The sequence below is a fragment of the Aequorivita sinensis genome (genome assembly GCF_006346335.1).
Classification (GTDB): Bacteria; Bacteroidota; Bacteroidia; order Flavobacteriales; family Flavobacteriaceae; genus Aequorivita; species Aequorivita sinensis.
This window is the reverse complement of record NZ_VDMC01000001.1, coordinates 1-18611: the sequence shown is the minus strand read 5'-3', so window position 1 is coordinate 18611 and position 18611 is coordinate 1. Positions and strand designations below refer to the sequence as shown.

The 18611-nt window shown below is 36.4% G+C and carries 12 protein-coding genes and 1 tRNA gene; 5 read left to right on the top strand and 8 right to left on the bottom strand.

What is annotated here, in order from left to right:
- Positions 1-71: 71 nt before the first annotated feature.
- Entirely contained in the window at positions 72-668 is a 597-nt protein-coding gene (locus FHP04_RS00070) for a SprT-like domain-containing protein (protein WP_139853797.1), read from the bottom strand.
- 253 nt (positions 669-921) lie between these two features.
- Here FHP04_RS00070 and FHP04_RS00065 point away from each other — a divergent pair, with 253 nt between their 5' ends.
- Together FHP04_RS00065 and FHP04_RS00060 are read left to right on the top strand one after the other, a co-directional pair.
- On the top strand, positions 922-3303 hold the full coding sequence (locus FHP04_RS00065; protein ID WP_139853796.1) for a TonB-dependent receptor: 2382 nt from the start codon (positions 922-924) through the stop codon (positions 3301-3303).
- 70 nt (positions 3304-3373) lie between these two features.
- Positions 3374-4528: a PepSY-associated TM helix domain-containing protein gene (locus FHP04_RS00060; protein ID WP_139853795.1), complete on the top strand. Its 1155-nt coding sequence runs from the start codon at positions 3374-3376 to the stop codon at positions 4526-4528.
- A 14-nt stretch (positions 4529-4542) separates the two neighbouring features.
- Here the strand turns inward: FHP04_RS00060 and FHP04_RS00055 are convergent, their stop codons facing one another.
- The 6 genes from FHP04_RS00055 to porU all read right to left on the bottom strand — a co-directional run bounded on the left by FHP04_RS00055 (position 4543) and on the right by porU (position 13783).
- Positions 4543-5223 (bottom strand): SDR family NAD(P)-dependent oxidoreductase, encoded by a 681-nt coding sequence (locus FHP04_RS00055; RefSeq protein WP_139853794.1) that lies wholly within the window; start codon positions 5221-5223, stop codon positions 4543-4545.
- Between the two features lie 129 nt (positions 5224-5352).
- On the bottom strand, positions 5353-6987 hold the full coding sequence (locus FHP04_RS00050) for a pyruvate dehydrogenase complex dihydrolipoamide acetyltransferase (RefSeq protein WP_139853793.1): 1635 nt from the start codon (positions 6985-6987) through the stop codon (positions 5353-5355).
- Positions 6988-6990: 3 nt separating this feature from the next.
- Positions 6991-7989, bottom strand: a complete 999-nt coding sequence (pdhA, locus tag FHP04_RS00045; protein ID WP_139853792.1) for a pyruvate dehydrogenase (acetyl-transferring) E1 component subunit alpha — start codon at positions 7987-7989, stop codon at positions 6991-6993.
- Between the two features lie 177 nt (positions 7990-8166).
- The gene (cdd, locus tag FHP04_RS00040; RefSeq protein ID WP_139853791.1) at positions 8167-8649 is read right to left on the bottom strand and encodes a cytidine deaminase; all 483 of its coding nucleotides are present in this window, start codon (positions 8647-8649) and stop codon (positions 8167-8169) included.
- Between the two features lie 78 nt (positions 8650-8727).
- Positions 8728-9909, bottom strand: coding sequence for a type IX secretion system outer membrane channel protein PorV (porV, locus tag FHP04_RS00035; RefSeq protein WP_139853790.1), 1182 nt, complete (start codon positions 9907-9909; stop codon positions 8728-8730).
- 34 nt (positions 9910-9943) lie between these two features.
- Positions 9944-13783, bottom strand: a complete 3840-nt coding sequence (gene porU, locus FHP04_RS00030; protein ID WP_139853788.1) for a type IX secretion system sortase PorU — start codon at positions 13781-13783, stop codon at positions 9944-9946.
- Between the two features lie 226 nt (positions 13784-14009).
- On the opposite strand from porU, the gene gldJ reads away from it, so the two are divergent.
- Complete coding sequence (gldJ, locus tag FHP04_RS00025) at positions 14010-15683, top strand: gliding motility lipoprotein GldJ (RefSeq protein ID WP_139854396.1); 1674 nt, start codon at positions 14010-14012, stop codon at positions 15681-15683.
- 78 nt (positions 15684-15761) lie between these two features.
- A complete protein-coding gene (locus FHP04_RS00020; RefSeq protein ID WP_139853786.1) occupies positions 15762-17042 on the top strand; it encodes a UDP-N-acetylmuramoyl-tripeptide--D-alanyl-D-alanine ligase in 1281 nt (426 codons plus the stop codon).
- Between the two features lie 126 nt (positions 17043-17168).
- Here the strand turns inward: FHP04_RS00020 and FHP04_RS00015 are convergent, their stop codons facing one another.
- Positions 17169-18149 (bottom strand): YitT family protein, encoded by a 981-nt coding sequence (locus FHP04_RS00015; RefSeq protein ID WP_139853785.1) that lies wholly within the window; start codon positions 18147-18149, stop codon positions 17169-17171.
- Between the two features lie 147 nt (positions 18150-18296).
- On the opposite strand from FHP04_RS00015, the gene FHP04_RS00010 reads away from it, so the two are divergent.
- A tRNA-Val gene (locus tag FHP04_RS00010) sits at positions 18297-18374 on the top strand.
- Positions 18375-18611 lie beyond the last annotated feature (237 nt).

Genomic DNA, 18611 nt, shown 5'->3' with positions numbered 1-18611 from the left:
AATTCGATGTCTGTATGTTTTAATAGGTTAAGTCCAGTTCTTGCTAACTGTTAACCGGAATTTTTTCATATTTATTTCAAAAACTCCACTTCAGCATTTGGATTAAAAAGGTAAACTCTGCCTGTTGCAATTTCTACACATTCATATCGCTTCACTTTCTTTTTTCCGCGTTTAAATATTCTCCCATTATATAGTCTAAAACTACCACCTAAGGGGATTTCAAAGATATAATTTTTATCATTCTCGGGATCGAACTGCTTCAACGCTAGTGATAATTTTGCGTCGGTGTCACTAGATGCTGTCGGATTTTTAAAATGTCGCGCTAATAATGGTAAAAGTTGATTCGGAAATACCTCTGGACGTAAAAAGGGAAGCATTAGCAATTGAAATGTGCGCTTCCATTCAATTCCGTGTGGTTTAATAAGCCTGCCGTGCTTTTCGAAAGCTTCTAAATGTGCTATTTCGTGAATAAGGGTTATAAGGAAACGATATTTATTTAAAGAAGTGTTTACAGTAATTTGATGTTGCCCATTAGGCATTCTTCTGTAGTCTCCGTGACGTGTAACACGTTGGTTAACAATTTTTAGGTGAACATTGTGAGTCTTTATTAGCTCAAAAACTGGAACAACAGACGCCTGTGGAATATATTTCTCAAGAATCTCTATCATAGAAGGTCAAGATATGAATTTTTACACCTAGAAACAGCTTCAAAAATACCCAGATTTAGCCTTAAAGAGCTCATTTAGATGCCAAAATATAAAATTTAAATCAGAATGGAAAGCGAAAGGATCTGTCATTTATTTTAGTATCAACTAGTTAAATATTTTTATTTAAATTAATTCTAAATAGTCTTGGATAATTGAGTTTTGCACAATAGTTTTGCGCTTTATTTAAATTCAATCCAAATTAATATAACATAAAATGAAATACATTACTTCGTTACTTTTTATGATTTGCGCACAGTTTGTGATAGCGCAGGAAGTAGCAACAATTCAAGGAAAGGTTATCGATATCGACAACAATCCTATCCCTTTTGCTAGTGTTTATATCTCCGAAATAAAAAAGGGAGGAACAGCAAATGGAGATGGTGAATTTACCTTAAACAATATTCCTTATGGGGAATGGCAATTAACTTCAAGTGGAGTAGGGTATCAGGCAATTTCAATTGCAATTCATCCAAATCAGCCAGTATTAAGCGGGATTGTTTTTCAGCTTCCTTTTGATAATGAATTAGAGCAAGTGGAAGTTTTTGGCAACCGAAACGACCATCCAGATAAAATTGAATCTATTACTCGATTACCATTAAAACCTTATGAGCAGATTCAGAGTATTTCTGTTATTTCTAAAAAGGTAATTGAAGATCAAGGAGCTCTATCTATTTCTGAAGCTACTAAAAATGTACCCGGGGTATATACTTTTGCCACTTATGGGAATAAACGTGAAAGTATGTCGTCTCGTGGATTTAGGGGTATTCCAATACTTAAAAATGGCGTGCGAGTGCACTCCGATTTTAGAGGTGTGGGTGTGCTAACCGATATGCAGGGAGTAGATAATATCCAAATTCTAAAAGGTACAGCCTCAATTACACAAGGGGTGGCTACCGATTTAGGAAGTCCGGGTGGAATTATAAACATAGTTACCAAAACCCCTAAATACAACACAGGAGGAAGTGTGAGTTTAAGAGGAAATAGTTTTGGACAGATTAGGCCAACCTTCGATTTATATGGACCACTTAATAAAGAAAAAAACATTGCATTCCGTTTAAATGGAGCATTAGAAAGAGCTGATAGCTATCGCGATATGGTAGATAAAGAAAGCTTTTATTTCAACCCCTCTTTCCAATGGAAAGTGAATAAGAAAACTACTGTAACACTAGAGTTAGACCATTATTACGATAGTCGTACGCCAGATTTAGGAACCGTTAACCTTGCAGATAATGATGTAAACGCAATCTACAATCTTCCAGATTCACAGTTTTTAGGGTTTGAAAATGATCGTTCCATTACCCAAAATACGACCTATGCAATTCGAATGGATCACGAATTAAATGATAAGCTTACCTTAAAAGGTGCGTTTTACAGCTCGTCTTTAAGTTTAGACGATAAAGGTGCTAGCCTAGGGAAAACAATTGAAGAAAATGACGCTCCATTATACAATGTTCGTCAGCGTAGCTATACTACATCAACCCGAGATGATAACAACAGCGTTTTGCAATTCGATTTAATTGGTGACGAGGTATACACGGGTTCTATTAAACACACTTTTCAAGTTGGTTTTGATTATCGTTCTTCTCGAGTAAGTACTAGTAGCCAATCTGCCGGAGTAGTCGATACCATTAATGTTTTTCAGAACATAGCACATCGCTTACCAAATGTTTCTCTAAACGACCCCAATATTAGCGGTGGAAAAACAAATTCACTAGGTTTTGTGGCACAAGATGTAATTTCATGGAATTCATGGTTAAAAACATTTTTAGGAGCGCGCTATAGTTCTACGGAAACAATTTCTGAAACTGAGAATACGCGTAGCGACGCTTTTAATCCATTAGGTGGTTTTATTATTTCACCAATTAAAAACATCAATATTTTTGCTTCATACACCAATAGTTCTTATCCAAGAACAGCTTCACGCTTAGGTGAAAACGGTGAGGAATTGGGTAATGAACGTTACGATCAGATTGAAACAGGTTTAAAAACTACTTGGTTAAACGACAGACTGCGTTTTAATGTGACACTTTTCAAAATCAACAATAAAAATATTAACCTCCCTGTTTACGATGAAACTTGGACTAACATCTTGTATTACACCCAAGGTGGTAATGACCAGCGACAAGGAATAGAAGTTGAATTAACAGGTCGTCCGCTTCAAAAATTGGAGTTGATTGGTGGGTATTCGTATATAGACGCTCAATACAAGGAGCACACCTCTTATGTTTACGGATCTGCCCCGCTTAATACTCCAAAACACACGTTTAATGCATATGCTAATTATTCGTTTGCAAATACAGCTTTAGATGGTTTAACTATTGGAGCAGGAGCTTACTTTACAGGTGAACGCCCAATTAACGATTGGTCTTCAGGTCCCGTAACGCACGAAGGGATTGTTCCTGGGCAAAAACCTTTCGATGTAGAAGCATATACGCTAGTAAATTTCCAAGCTGAATATAAATTCGACCAAAATTGGAGTGTTCAATTTCTTTTAAATAACGTCTTTAATGAAATAGGCTACAACGCCTATAGAACTCGCTATATCAATCAAACTGACCCAAGAAGTGTTGCTGGGGTAGTTCGTTATAGCTTTTAGTTGTTTGAGTTGTTAATTAATAAAGGCACGACCAAGGTTGTGCCTTTATCATTAATTGAATTATTTATAGATGAAAACCAAAAAATATACAATCCGTAGATTTATAAATGATGTTCACTTGTGGTTAGGAGTAGGGAGTGGAATCATTTTACTTATTATTTGCTTATCGGGAACCATACTTACTTTTGAAGAAGAAATTAAAAGTGTTTTTGCTGAAGACATTACTGTTTCACCAACCGAAACAAAGCTACCTATTGAGCAATTAGCGCAAAAACTAATTTCTGAAGGTGAAGTTATGCGCGTGAGTATTAGCCCAGAGCCTACAAAACCCTATGAATTTTCTGTAAAGACAAATAAAAATGACCGTCGTGGGACTACGTTTTTTGTTGACCAATACAAGGGGGAGTATGCCAAAAAACCTGAAAACCCGTTGGATGGGTTTTTTATGGCTAACTTTAAATTGCATCGGTGGTTGTTACTAGATATATCTATCGGAAGGCCTATTGTTGGAATTTCAACTATTATATTTTTAATTCTTTCTATTTCTGGAATCGTACTTTGGTTTCCGAAGAAAAAATTGTCAAAACTGAAGTGGAAACATTTAAAACCTGGTTTTAAAATTGCTTGGCGAGGCAAGTGGAAGCGTATTAACCATGACCTACATGTAACTTTGGGATTTTACACTGCTATATTTTTAGTTATAATGTCTGTAACAGGTTTGTTTTGGTCTTTTCAATGGTATAGGGATGCCGGGAGTGCAGTACTCGGGACTGAGGTTTTTGGAGGTCGAGGTGGCGGTCCTAAAATAGAATCTAAAATTGATTTAGATAAAAGAAGTGTAGATGTTACTGATATATTAAACATTACCGAAAGAGAATTACCTTTTGAGGGAACTACGGTTTTACAAATTCCTGCAGATGAAAAAGAAATATTTAATATTAGAAAATACCACGATCAAGATTTTTTTAAGACAGCTGTAGACGAATTGAAAATAGATCGGGATGGTTCAATAATAGCTAAAGAAATTTTTTCAGACAAACCCCTAAACGAGCAAATTGCGAGTTCCATAAAATCACTTCACATGGGAACAATCTTTGGCTGGTTTTCAAAAACTATTTACTTTATTTCCTGTTTGATTGCCACAAGTCTTCCGATTACAGGGGTAATTATTTGGCTTAAAAAATTAAAAGATAAAAAGAAAAAACTTGCTAAAAAGAAAGCTTAGATAATTGTAAAAAGTTAAGGCGTAGTACTCGAAACCTGTAAAATTTTCCCATTGTAAAACTTGTTTCCTGTAAGCGAAAAATCCATTATGTATTGCGCCATTTCGGTGGCTGAAAGTGGGGCTTTTAAACCTGGGAAAGCTTCTTCAAGCATTTCCGTTTGTACAGAGCCTAATGCTAAAGCATTAAAAGAAGGACCCGTTTCTTTATACTCCTCAGCAAGCAATTCTGTTAGGGTAAGTATTGCACCTTTACTACTGCTATATGCACTTAGTCCTGGGAACTTCACACTGCCTTGAACACCACCCATGCTACTTATATTTACCACGTGTCCGTCCTTGTTTATATAAGGTAGCAAGGTTCTTATTAAAATAGAAGGCCCTAACACATTTACATCGTAACAAGCCTTAAACTCTTCGGCAGTAATTTCTTCAAAAGGTTTATTAACCAAGTGTCCAGCGTTGTTTATTAAAACATCTACCCTTTCCATTCTTGATTGAAGAAAGCTGGATAGCTTTACAATTGCAGCTCCGTCAGCGATATCAAATTCTAAAGCAGTAACATTTTTCAAGTTTAACGCTAAAACAGGCTTAGAGTTTCTCGAAAGCGCTAATACATTATGTCCAGCTTCTGAAAATAACTTCACCATTTCAAAGCCAATACCTCTTGATGTTCCTGTAATTATTATGTTTTTCATGGAGTGATATTTAATGAAAAGACCTGCAAGGTGTTGCCGGAGCCCACCTTGTAGGTCTAAACCTAATGAATATTAAACTTACAAGGAGACCTGTTAAAAAGCGGAAAACAACTTGTAGTCTTTTAATTTCTACACAAACATAGTAACAGGATTCTCGATATACTGTCGTACTGTTTGTAAGAATTTAGCTCCTGTTGCACCATCAACGGTTCTATGGTCGCAAGCAAGTGTAACCTTCATAGTATTACCCACAGCTATTTGCCCGTTTTTAACCACTGGTTTTTGCACAATAGCCCCAACCGATAAAATCGCTGAGTTTGGTTGGTTTATAATAGAAGTAAATTCATCTATTCCAAACATACCAAGGTTAGAAACAGTAAACGTACTACCTTCCATTTCTTGTGGAGTTATTTTCTTATTTCTTGCTTTTCCAGCCAACTCTTTTACTTGAGCTCCAATTTGCGAGAACGTCATTTGGTCTGCAAATTTCAATACAGGTACAAGCAACCCTTCATCTACTGCTACTGCAACCCCGATATGGATGTGCTTTGCAATTTTTGTAGCTTCTGGTGACCATTGGCTGTTTACTTGTGGGTGCTTACGCAACGCCATTGCACACGCTTTAATGATCATATCGTTAAACGATATTTTAACATCTGGATCAGAATTAATTGCTTGGCGAGAGGATATTGCGTTATCCATGTCCAACTCAACAGTTAGATAGTATTCTGGAGCCGTAAATTTAGATTCAGACAATCGCTTGGCGATGGTCTTACGCATCTGAGAGTTTTTCACCTCTTCAAAACTTTCTGTTCCAACTGGAGTGTAAGCTTGTGCTCCACCTGCTGCAGCTGGCTGATAGTTTTCAATATCGCTTTTTACAATACGCCCATTTTCACCACTTCCACGAACATGACGCAGGTTAATTCCCTTTTCTTCAGCTAAAACTCTTGCTAAAGGAGATACAAATAGTCTTCCCTCATTAACAGTTTCTGATCTTGTATTTTCTTTTGAAGCTTGAACCGGAGTCGCTTTTTCCGTTTCTTTTGGTTTAGAAGTTTCTTTTTTCTCCTCTTTAGGTGCCTCAGAAGTATTTGATTTTGTTTGATAGCTTTCAACAATTCCAGATACGTCAGTTCCTTCCGGACCAATAATAGCAAGTACAGCATCTACAGGTGACGACTCGCCTGCGCCAATGGCAATTTTTAAAAGCGTTCCAGAATAGAACGACTCAAACTCCATGGTAGCCTTATCCGTTTCAATTTCAGCTAAAATATCACCTTCTTCTACCTTATCGCCTTCATTTTTAAGCCAACTAGCAACGGTTCCTTCCGTCATTGTATCACTTAGACGTGGCATTGTAATTACTTCAACACCTTCAGGTAAATCTGCTTTTTCTGATGTTGATGACTCCTCAGTTTCTTTTGGAGAATCTTCAGCCTTTTCCTGTTCTTTTGATTTGTTGTCGGTATCAGTTTCTTTTTCTTCAGAACTTTTACCTTTTAGTAAATCAGAAATGTCTTCGCCTTCTTCACCAATTATCGCCAAAAGAGTATCTACAGGTGCGGTTTCACCTTCTTCAATACCTATGTGAAGTAATGTTCCTTCGTAAAAAGATTCAAACTCCATTGTGGCTTTATCGGTTTCAATTTCGGCTAAAATATCGCCTTCGTTTACGGTATCCCCAACTTTTTTAAGCCAAGTTGCTACCGTTCCTTCCTCCATGGTGTCGCTTAAACGCGGCATGTTTATTACTTCTGCCATCTCTTATAATTTATCTGATAAAAAAGGGTAATCTTGTTGTTCATAAACAGAATCGAACATCACGTTCTTCTCTGGATATGGAGATTCTTCAGCGAATTTTTCACATTCGTCAACCAAGTCTTTAACCCTTTGGTTTATCTTTTTAATCTCGTCTTGAGTTGCCCAATCGTTTTCATAAATTTGGTGAAGAACATAGCTAATTGGATCTTCTTCTTGTTTCTTGGCAACTTCTTCTTTTGTTCTATAATGCTGTGCATCACTCATTGAGTGTCCACGGTAGCGATACGTACGCAACTCTAAGAAAGTCGGTCCATCTCCGCGACGTGCGCGTTTAATAGCCTCGTCCATTTCTTTTGCTACAACTTCTGGTTTCATAGCATCAACTGGTTTACACGGCATTTCGTAGCCAAGACCAAGTTTGTAAATATCGGTGTGGTTTGCGGTACGTTCAACCGAAGTTCCCATAGCGTACCCATTATTTTCAACACAGAATACTACTGGAAGTTTCCAAAGCATTGCAAGGTTAAAAGTTTCGTGAAGCGAACCTTGACGCGTAGCACCATCTCCCATATAGGTTAAGGTTACAGCATCTCTTTCAAAATATTTATCGGCAAAAGCCAAGCCAGCACCTAGTGGAATTTGTCCTCCTACAATACCGTGACCTCCGTAAAAACGGTGTTCTTTAGCAAAAATATGCATAGAACCTCCTAAACCTTGAGAAGTACCAGTTGCCTTACCATAAAGCTCTGCCATTACTTTTCTTGGGTCTACACCCATGCCAATAGGTTGTACGTGGTTTCTATATGCGGTAATCATTCGGTCTTTAGAAAGATCCATAGCGTGCAAAGCACCTGCTAGAACAGCTTCTTGACCATTGTAAAGGTGTAGAAAACCTCTTACTTTTTGATTGATATAAACTTGCGCAAGTTTGTCTTCGAATTTGCGCCAAAAGAGCATGTTTTCGTACCAATCTAGGTACGTTTTCTTAGTGATTTTCTTCATCTATCTGCTATAAGGTTTTCCCAGGGGAAAATTTATTAAACGGATAACAAAAATAGTACTTTAAAAGGAGAAAATACAAATAACAATTCCTAAAATACAAATGCCTGAAAAATTGCTAAAAGCGAGTTTTGGACAAAGTTTATTTAGAAAGTGAGTATTTTAGATTTAATGCTTCTGTTAGAGGTATTTTGCATCGAAACCTAAGGGAAGTAAATCCATTACTGAACTAGTTTTTACAATCTTTCCAGTTTCACCCATAAAATATACAGCGATTGGAGATTTTTGTTTTTGTTCGTATTCCGCCAAAGACTGTCTGCAGGCGCCACAAGGTCCAATGGGTTCGGTTAAAACTTGCTTAGAAGAACTGGCAGAAATAGCAATTGCTTTAATTTCTTCGTTTGGATAGAGTACTCCTGTATGGAAAATAGCCACACGTTCTGCGCATAATCCTGAAGGATAGGCTGCATTTTCTTGATTACTGCCAATAGTAATTTCGTTTGAAGCAAGCCTAATAGCTGCTCCAACTTGAAAAAGTGAATAAGGCGCATAAGCATTATTACGTGCTTCTTGCGCCTTATTCATTAATTCTTGAATATCTTTTGGAAGCTCTGAAACAGATTCAAAAACTTCAATTGATATTTCTATTTTTTGTTTTTTCACGTGTGATTATTAATAAACTATTCCTAAAAGGTTTTGAAAAACTTGTAGGAAGAGAGCTCAATTGCTCAACTTTTTATTCTAATACTCGTCGTAAGTATCGCCAAAGTTGAAAGTCAATCCAAAACGAAGTGTTCCGTCTAGTGGCGTAACAACTTTACCAGTTCCAAATAAGTAAGAAATATCAATGTTGATAGCAGTATAACGGAAACCTGCACCTACAGAAGCAAATTTTCTTCCCCCTTTCATGTCGCTTTCGTTGAAGTAACCCGCACGGAAAGCAAATACATCCTGATACCAATATTCAGCACCTAATGCCCAAGTAAATTCTTTTAATTCTTCAGACATTCCTCCTGGAGCATCGCCAAACGACTTAAACATACCAGAGATAAAGCTTATGTTTCTGTAATCTCTGTTGTTTTGAGCAATCTCTTCTGAAGTAACTTCACCATCACCGTTAAGGTCTGGGTCTTGTGGAGTTGGTACTAAAAGTTTATTAACTTCCAATGAAACCCCTACTTTGTTGTACTCATCAAGAATAAAGTCAAAACCTCCACCTAAAGCTAGGTTTGTTGGAAGGTTGCTTTCAGAATTGTCTGAGTTGTCATATTTAATTTTAGGTCCAATGTTTGAAATATTGAAACCCATTCTCCAACGGCCATCAAAATCGCTGTAAGGAATTTCTTCACTTTGGTAATATCCTGAAACATCTACTGCAAATGAGCTTGCTGCAGAAGCATCGGCATCACTTGTTTGAAGTTTTAAATCTGAACGAAGGTATCTACCAGAAACTGCCATAGAAAAACGTTCACTTAATCGAAGTGCGTAAGACACATCGAAAGTAAATTCGTTAGGGCTTAAGATTAATGGGTCTTGCTCTAATGTTTGACGTGCTTCAATGTCACCAAGTTTAAAATATCTTAAACTAGCACCTATAGCACTACGCTCGCTTAGACGGTTGTAATAGGTTACGTCGGCTAAAAATATATCGTTTACCAATTTACTTAAATATGGAGTGTATGAAATACCAACTCCTTGTTTAGACAATGCAAAAACGTTTTGAGCTGGGTTCCAGTGCTGTGAAAAAGCATCGTGAGAAGTCACAACACCAATGTCTCCTAATGCGCCAGCACGAGGGTCAGCGGCAATAAGTAAGAAGGGAACACCTGTTGTAATTGGATTAAATTTTTCGATATCATTTTGTGCTTTCACCGATTTAAAAGCAACTAAACCTATTAGTACGGTAATAAGAATTTTCTTCATTATTGTGAATTTTGAGCAAATATAATTTTAATTTTTAAAGGATAACGAGTTTCTCAAATTTTTCAACTCGCTGATTGGTTAACGCAGATTTAACTGTAATCTTATATACATATACACCTTTTCCTATTTTATCTCCAAAATCGTCGCGACCGTCCCAAGTAATTTCTCGAGATAGATAGCTTCCAGATGGCGGAATAGCTGCATTTTTGGTCCAAACTACTTTCCCAGTCACTGTAAAAACTTGAACTTGCACATCTAATGTTTCATCAGGTCTGTTATGGTTAAACCAGAATTCTGTGTAGTTCACAAATGGGTTTGGATAGTTTAAAACGCGAGTTATTTCTAATTTTTCATTACCAGCAACTACAAATTGTATCTCTGCAGTGGAAGAATTGTTGTAAACATCCCAAGCTTTTAGCTTTAATGTGTGCAATCCATCTTCTAAATCACGAAACTTAAAAGTTGCAGTACCTTTAGTGTAATCGTCCACTTCGGCTTGGTAAAATTCGTTTAATACAAATGGTTTTGACTCATCTCCGTCTAGTGTAGCTACTATATCGTGACCAATTCCGCTGGCGGTATTTATTCCATTAGGGTCTTCAAGTTTTGCTAATAAGATAGGGGAGTCGTCCGTAATGCCACCCGAAACGAAACTTTCGTCGTTCATAAATAATTTAATAAGTGGGCCTTCGTTGTCTTCAGGAGCATTTTCATTTAATCCTCCTACGTTAATATCTAGGTTTACACCTGCTTGATCTTCCAAAGCGTTTTCTCTCTCGGCATAAAGGCTTACTCGACCTTTACCTACGGGAATTTGAATGTCTCGAGGAACAACAAATTCAAAGTCGAATTGCCCATTTTGTATAGACGCTTGTCCGTTAAACAATACTTCACCTAATACTTCAAAATCCATTATTTCACCAATATTGTCGTTGTCTAAGGTTTGGCGTTGAACTTTTTTATCGAAAACTTTCGCGCCAAGGGTGCCGTTGTAATCTGTCATTGGTGTCCCATTTGGGCTTAAAATTTGACCGCTAAATTTTACTTTGCTCAAGGCTTTAAGTGTGTCGGTAGCTTGGGCAATTGGAACATCGTTTAAATGAGTAATTTGAATATCTTTTTTTGGAAAAGCAAGATTCATCGCAGGATCTCCAATATAGAAAACTACACGACGAAGTGGTGTTCCTATTCCTAAGTCGGCTTTTGATAGACGAAGTCCTTCAGAAGGAGCAACCGGTACATCTCTGCCATAACCAAAAAGGTGTTCTGCTAGGTATTCATTAAAAGTTACCCCCGTTCTAATAAAAATTGCACGGGTAGTAGTAACCATAGAAATTGCACCGCCTTCTTTATTTTGATAAGTTAATTCTCCAGCGGTAATGCGAAGCGGATTATCAAACTTTGTGAATTCACAAGTTACGGTAATAACACAAGGCAGTTTGTTTTTGTTTTTAAGTCCTTCAGCTATTCCTTTAGTATATATAAATTCGTGTGCTAGTCCGTCTTCACCCCCGTGACCAAAGTAATCGAGAATAATTGCTCCCGCTTCAAATGCAGTTTTTATGGCTTCATTTACTTCAGGGTATCTATTTCCACCAGCGGATGCTTGTTGCTGGTATGAGTCGGAGTGAATTTTCTTTACATTTATAAAGGGTTTTTCGTCTGATATTTGATCCCCGAGGGCATCTAGATTACGCTGTAAGGTTGCGTCTGTGCTATTATCGGCATCATCAGAAACTAAAACAAAATTTGTTCTCCAGTTGCCATAAGTGCTTTCAGAGGTGTAGTTGATTACCTTGTCGACCATTGCATTTGCTAATGGAACATTGTCTGCAACAATTCTTCCCATAGCGATATCTAACAAATCAATATCGCCAGACCTTTGCCCGATAGTACCTTCATTTTCATCCATATTTCCAAAGAAATCATCAGACATGAATGAAAAACTTATACTAGTGCTCGATAAGGTGTGAAAAGTTGGTACTATATTATTGTTGTTTGAAATTCTGTTTTTATAGTCAATTGAGGTGTCTCCTAATATACCGACGTATTTAACGCGATTAGCTTCGGAAGAGGCATTGAAATAAACATATCGAATAAAGTTTCGAATTGCCGATATATCTTGACTGCCAGAGCTAAACTCTTCGTAAATCTTATCTGTAGTAACCACTTTTACATTAAGGCCGTTTAAGTTTTTATGGTGATTAGCAAGGCGTAATGCAGGTTGAATTAAAAAAGGAGCGGTTATAATAATGTAGTCGATATCTTTAAATTGTCCCGATTCATCTTTAAATATACTTCCCTTTAAATTTTGATTTGCTACTGCAGATTGAGAAATCTTAATAGGCGTGAAATAATCGTTTGGATTAATTGCTACATATTTTCTGAGTCTGCCTAAATTTTGTTTAAAACTTATTGAAGATGCGCTTTCTTCATTTTTTTTTGAAGTGATAAACTGTGGGTCTGTAACATCCCAAATCTGACTTATCTGACTTGCATTTGCTATTTGATAATCTGCCACTCCACTTAGATTGACAGCATCGTTATATTGAAAAGCCATTTGTTTAGCTGTTCCCGTAAGTTTTCTTTTAACCCATATACTAATATAGTCTAAGTATCCTATACTAGACGGGTTTCCGTTGTTGTTATAAGCTAGGTCAATTGTTACCGACTCTCCACTAGCAGGAACTTCGGTGTCAAGTTGAGATAGGTTTAAAAGTCCAGAAGAGCCTAAAGCAGAAAATGTAATAGGATTAAGGCTGGTGCTATTTACTGTTACATTCATAGAAGTAGCACTTTCGGATGCTGCGGCAGCCTTAATTAATATTTTCATTGGAGCGCCCGATACAATATTAGGGAAGTCGAAAGTGAAGCTTTGTTCACTTTGAATGTCGAATCTGTTTCCAAACCATCTTCTCCCCAATTTTGTTGGGCTTTCCTCGTCTTTTTCGTGAAATTGATAATCGTCAAATTCATCGATAATCACAGTAGCCGAAGCGGTTGGTTCAATCATTTGAGTTATACGTTTACCGCTTTCGCCACCTGCTGTAATATAATAATAGGACTCATCGGTATAAGGGTTAATGTTGGAGTCGTTTTCTTCAACATAACCTTTGGTGCTTGTACCGTAGAAAAGTATATAATCGCTAGAATCAAAGCTTCCGTCTGCTTCTCCAACTACCTGTATAGGGGTTTCAGGTAAATCGAAAAATCTGTTTTCAGCATTTAACAAGGGTAGCGATTGTCCGCCATGCCCGTAAATTTTTATGGTTTGCGGGTTTATTCCGTCGGTATTCATGCCTAAGCTATTTAAAAAAGCTTTGTCAATTTTATAAACACCGGTTTTTTCAACTTTAAATTTAAACCACTGGCCTTGTGATAGAACAGAATTAGTAATACCCGGAGGCATATTACGACTTTGTGGCCCGTAATTATAATCAACTTTTAATGCTGTAATGCGTCTATAATTTCCATTTGAACCTACAATTGGAGAAACAATAAATGTTGTAAAAAGCTTTTCTCTAGATTTTGTACTAACTAGATTATAGGTCAGCTCATTTGGAATTAAATCTGTATTTAGATTGCTAACAGCGCTTGATGACAGTGGGGCGTAGGTAACGTTGGTAACTCTTACTGAATTTTTATCGGCGAAGCCTTGATCCTCCCATTGTGTGCCATAACTGATGGTTTCTTCGTTAATTTGAAGTTTTAATTCTTCAAGTTTTTCTTGCTTTGTAGCATTATCTGAAAAATTATTTCCTGATGTTTCAACAAATTCAGGTTTGTTGTTCCAGCTAATTGAAATGTTTCGAGACTGTGCTATACCTATAGATGGGATGCAAAAAAGTAGTAATAAAAATAATTGTTTTTTCATCAATATTATTAACGCTTTAAATAAACAGTTAGTATAGCTGATCCTTTTTAATAACTTTGTGCAATATTGTAATTAGGATAATATTATCAAAACTAATACGTTTGCTATCGTGAAAAGGTTTTTTAACAAAGCCTTTACTAGAACGCAATAATAATAAAATATTATTGTGATTTTGTCGTTAATTACTATATTGCGAACCCAATTCTCACATATTTTTGAATTTATGATGTTAAGAAAAAACCTTGCATTAAAGCTATTTGTTGCTGCGCTTGCAGCCACAGTATTTGTTAGTTGCAATAAATCTAGAGACTACAAAGACAGTTCTCGTGCTACCGGATGGAAGCTAAACTCTAAAGAAGGCGGCTTTCAGTACGACCCTCAGTTTAAAGAACAAGAAACTGGTCCTGGACTAGTATTTATTGAAGGAGGTACATTTACCATGGGCCGTGTTCAGGATGATCCTATGCACGACTGGAATAATACCCCAAACCAACAGCACGTTCAGTCTTTTTACATGGACGAAACCGAAGTAACTAACCTAATGTACTTAGAGTATTTAGATTGGTTAAAGAAAGTTTTCCCACCTTCTAACGAAAATTATCGCAGAATTTACGAAGGAGCTGTTCCTGATACATTAGTTTGGAGAAATCGTTTAGGTTTCAACGAAGTGATGACTAATAACTACTTGCGTCACCCTGCATATGCAGAGTATCCAGTGGTAGGAGTTAGCTGGGTTCAGGCAGTAGAATTTAGTAAATGGCGTACCGATAGAGTAAATGAAATGATTCTAGAAAACGAAGGCGTTACTTCTAGAAATGCTCGTTATGAAGTTGAGCCAGGTGAAACCTTTAGTACTGAAACGTATCTTAATGCACCAACTAAAACATATGGTGGAAACGATTCGATTACACGAGGAGGAAAAAAATCTGAAGCTATTGCTAAAAGAAGTAAAGACAGTACAAACCTATATATTCAACGTCAGGATGGAATGTTGCTACCAGCATACCGTTTACCAACGGAAGCTGAATGGGAGTATGCTGCTTTAGGTTTAGTAGGACTTCGTGAGTACAATGCATACAGAGGTAGAAAGAAATATCCTTGGGAAGGACAATACACTCGATCTGGTAAGAGAAGATCATTAGGTGATCAAATGGCTAACTTTAAGCAAGGGTCTGGTGATTACGGTGGAATTTCTGGATGGAGTGATGATGGTGCCGATATTACTGCTCAAGTAAAATCTTATGCGCCTAACGACTACGGTCTATACGACATGGCTGGAAACGTTGCAGAATGGGTAGCGGATATTTACAGACCAATTATCGATGACGACTTTAACGACTTTAACTACTATCGTGGAAATGTTTACACTAAAAACGCAATCGACGAGAATGGTCAAGTAAAAGTAGTTACTATGGATTCTATAGTTTACGACACTTTAAGCAACGGTAGAATTATAGCACGTAACTTACCTGGTGAAATTCTTCAAGTACCAGTTGATGAAAAAGATACTTACTTAAGAACAAACTTCTCTAAAGCAGATAACCGCGATTTTAGAGATGGTGATAAAGAATCAACTAGATATTACCAATCATTCCAAAACGATTTTGGAGAAACTGGTGATGATACTAAAAGAATGTACAACGCGCCAGTTCACAATGTATACGCAGATACCACAGGGCAGTTAGATCGCGTTTACGACAAATCTAATAACCGAACTACTTTAATTAGTAACGAAGTTAGAGTATACAAAGGTGGATCTTGGAGAGATAGAGAATATTGGTTAGACCCAGCTCAAAGAAGATATTTCCCACAAGATATGGCTTCAGACTTCATTGGCTTTAGATGTGCTATGAGTCGTGTTGGTTCTAAATCTAAAAAAGGAAAGAAAGCGAGAAACTAAAGTTCAAACTTTTTTAAAAATTATGCCCTTCAAAGTGATAAACTTTGGAGGGTTTTTTTATATATTCACACTAAGATTATGGATATAAAAACAATACATCAATACTTTTTAGAAAGCTCTGGAGTAAGCACCGACTCTAGGAATGTTCCCGTAAAATCAATCTTCTTTGCATTAAAAGGCAATAATTTTAACGGCAATATGTTTGCACAAGAAGCCTTAGATAAAGGGGCTTTTAAAGTGGTAATAGACGAAAAGAAATTTCATAAAGATACCGGTGAAACAATTTTAGTAGAAAATGTTCTAGTAACGCTACAACAATTGGCGTACTTCCATAGAAATTATTTAGGACTTCACATTATATCGCTTACAGGTAGTAATGGTAAAACCACTTCAAAAGAACTTATAAATGCGGTTTTATCTCAAAAGTTTAAAACGGTTGCAACTAAAGGTAATTTAAACAACCATATAGGGGTGCCGCTTACTTTGCTTTCGATGGATTCGGAAACGGAAATAGGGATTGTTGAAATGGGCGCAAATCATCTAGGTGAAATTAAAATGCTAAGTGAAATAGCAAAACCTGATTTCGGATATATTACAAATTTTGGAAAAGCGCATTTGGAAGGATTTGGTAGCCTAGAAGGTGTAATACAAGGGAAAACTGAGCTTTATCAGTTTTTAAAAGACCACAATAAAAAAATATTTGTAAACGCTAACGATTCAAAACAACTAGAAAATTCTAAAGAGATATATAGAATTACCTTTGGCGACTCAAATGCTGATTATGTTATAAAACTTTTAGATGGTTCTAATCATCTTTTAGTTGAGTACAATGGCACTGAGATACAAAGTAACCTGGTTGGTGTATACAACTTCGCAAACGTCTCTGCGGCCATTGCTATAGGCGCTTATCTAAACGTTTCAGTTAACGATATTAAACAGGGGATAGAAAATTATGTTCCGTCAAACAATCGTTCGCAATTGATGCAGCGGGGTTCAAATACTATATTGTTGGATGCTTATAATGCAAACCCAACAAGTATGATGGCGGCCTTGGAAAATTTCAAACAAACCAAAGGAGATAATAAAGTTATATTTCTAGGTGACATGTTTGAGTTAGGAACAGATTCTGAAGCTGAACATCAAAGTATTGTAAATTTCTTGACAGAAAACAATTTTGGAAAAGTGTTTTTGACGGGAAGTAATTTTTATAAAGCAAAAAACAGTGCTTCACATATAAAGCAGTTTAAAACATTTGATGACTTAAAAGAAGTGATAAAAACTCAGGAGCTAGAAAATGCTACTGTTTTGATAAAAGCATCAAGAGGAATGGCTTTAGAGCGAATTTTAGATCTCATATAATTGTGGTGAAACTACTTCACCTTTAATGAAACATTGCAGCTGAATTCCAGAGATGATTAGTATTATTGATATTCAACCTGGCTTGATAAGAATCAGCTTTTAGTAGTTAGCCGAAATTTTATAAAACTATTTGTCGAATTTTTTAATTGGCTTCTTTTTAATCATTCCGCCTTTGGCGTCTTTAATGGAAGTCATAATAATAAAGGCATTGCTGTCAATCTTTTCTACTTCAGTTTTTAGTTTTGTCATCTCTAACCTTGTTATAACTGTGTACACTACATCTACAGGTTTGCGCACTTCTCCGTTTTGCGAGTAACCTTTTTCGGCTTTAAATAAGGTACAGCCTCGTCCCATTTTTTGAATAATAGCAAGTCGAATTTCATCACTATAATCTGAAATAATGGTTATCCCCATAAATTCTTCAATACCGTCTATCACAAAATCTACAGTTTTTGAAGCTGCGAAATATGTTAGAATAGCATAAAGAGCAATTTCAGTAGAAAGAAAATAAGCAGCATTTATAAAAATGATTACGTTAAATAGAAGTATAACGTTACCAACAGTTAAGTTCGTTTTGCGGCTTATATAAATTGCAAGAACCTCTGTGCCGTCTATAATCGCCCCACCACGTATTGCCAAGCCGATTCCGAGTCCTAAAAAGAGACCTCCAAATGAAGCAATTAAAATCTTATCATCGGTTATTTGCGGGAATGGAATTAGAGCAACAGCTATTGCTAAAAAGGTAATTCCCATTACACTCTTTATGGCAAAGCTTTTTCCTACAGTAAAGTAGGCCATTATTAAGAAAGGGAGGTTAAAACAAACGAGTAATAAGGGTAGTGAAATATTTGTAAGCTCATTTACCATAAGTGAAATCCCTGTAATACCTCCGTCTATAAAACTATTCGGCATTAAAAATCCTCTAAGTCCAAATGAAGCAGCTAAAACTCCAAGTAGTAGGTAGAAAAATTCATAAATTTCGTGTTTAACTTCTACTTCAAGGTTTCTTACACTTTTGTCAAAAGACGATTCGTTTTTCGCATTTTTTGGTTGTTGGTTTTGCCTTTTTACAACCGATATGATAATTTTTTTAATGAATGGAATCAAAAAGTAGATTTTTTATGGTTAATCGATTTCAAAGATAAACCATAAAAACCCTCTCACAAGATATAATTTTTATAGAATTTAAATTTTTTTTTAAAAAATGTTTGTTGGTATTAAAAAGTAACCTATATTTGCAACCGCTAAGTGAAAGGGCGATTAGCTCAGCTGGTTCAGAGCACCTCGTTTACACCGAGGGGGTCGGGGGTTCGAACCCCTCATCGCCCACCAACTTTCAGAAGCCGAAGTCTATACTTCGGCTTTTTTTATGGAATATTTCGTCTACATATTATAGAATCAAGAACAATTGGGGATCAAGAACAATTGTTGTGTTTATAAAAAAACCGCCCTAATTAAGGATCAAGAACAATTGTTGTGTTTATGCAAAAATCGTTGTTAATCTATACAGAAAGAATTCTACGTTTTTCACTCCTCTAAATTGTGCCCTAAATGCTTTTATCTTTGCAT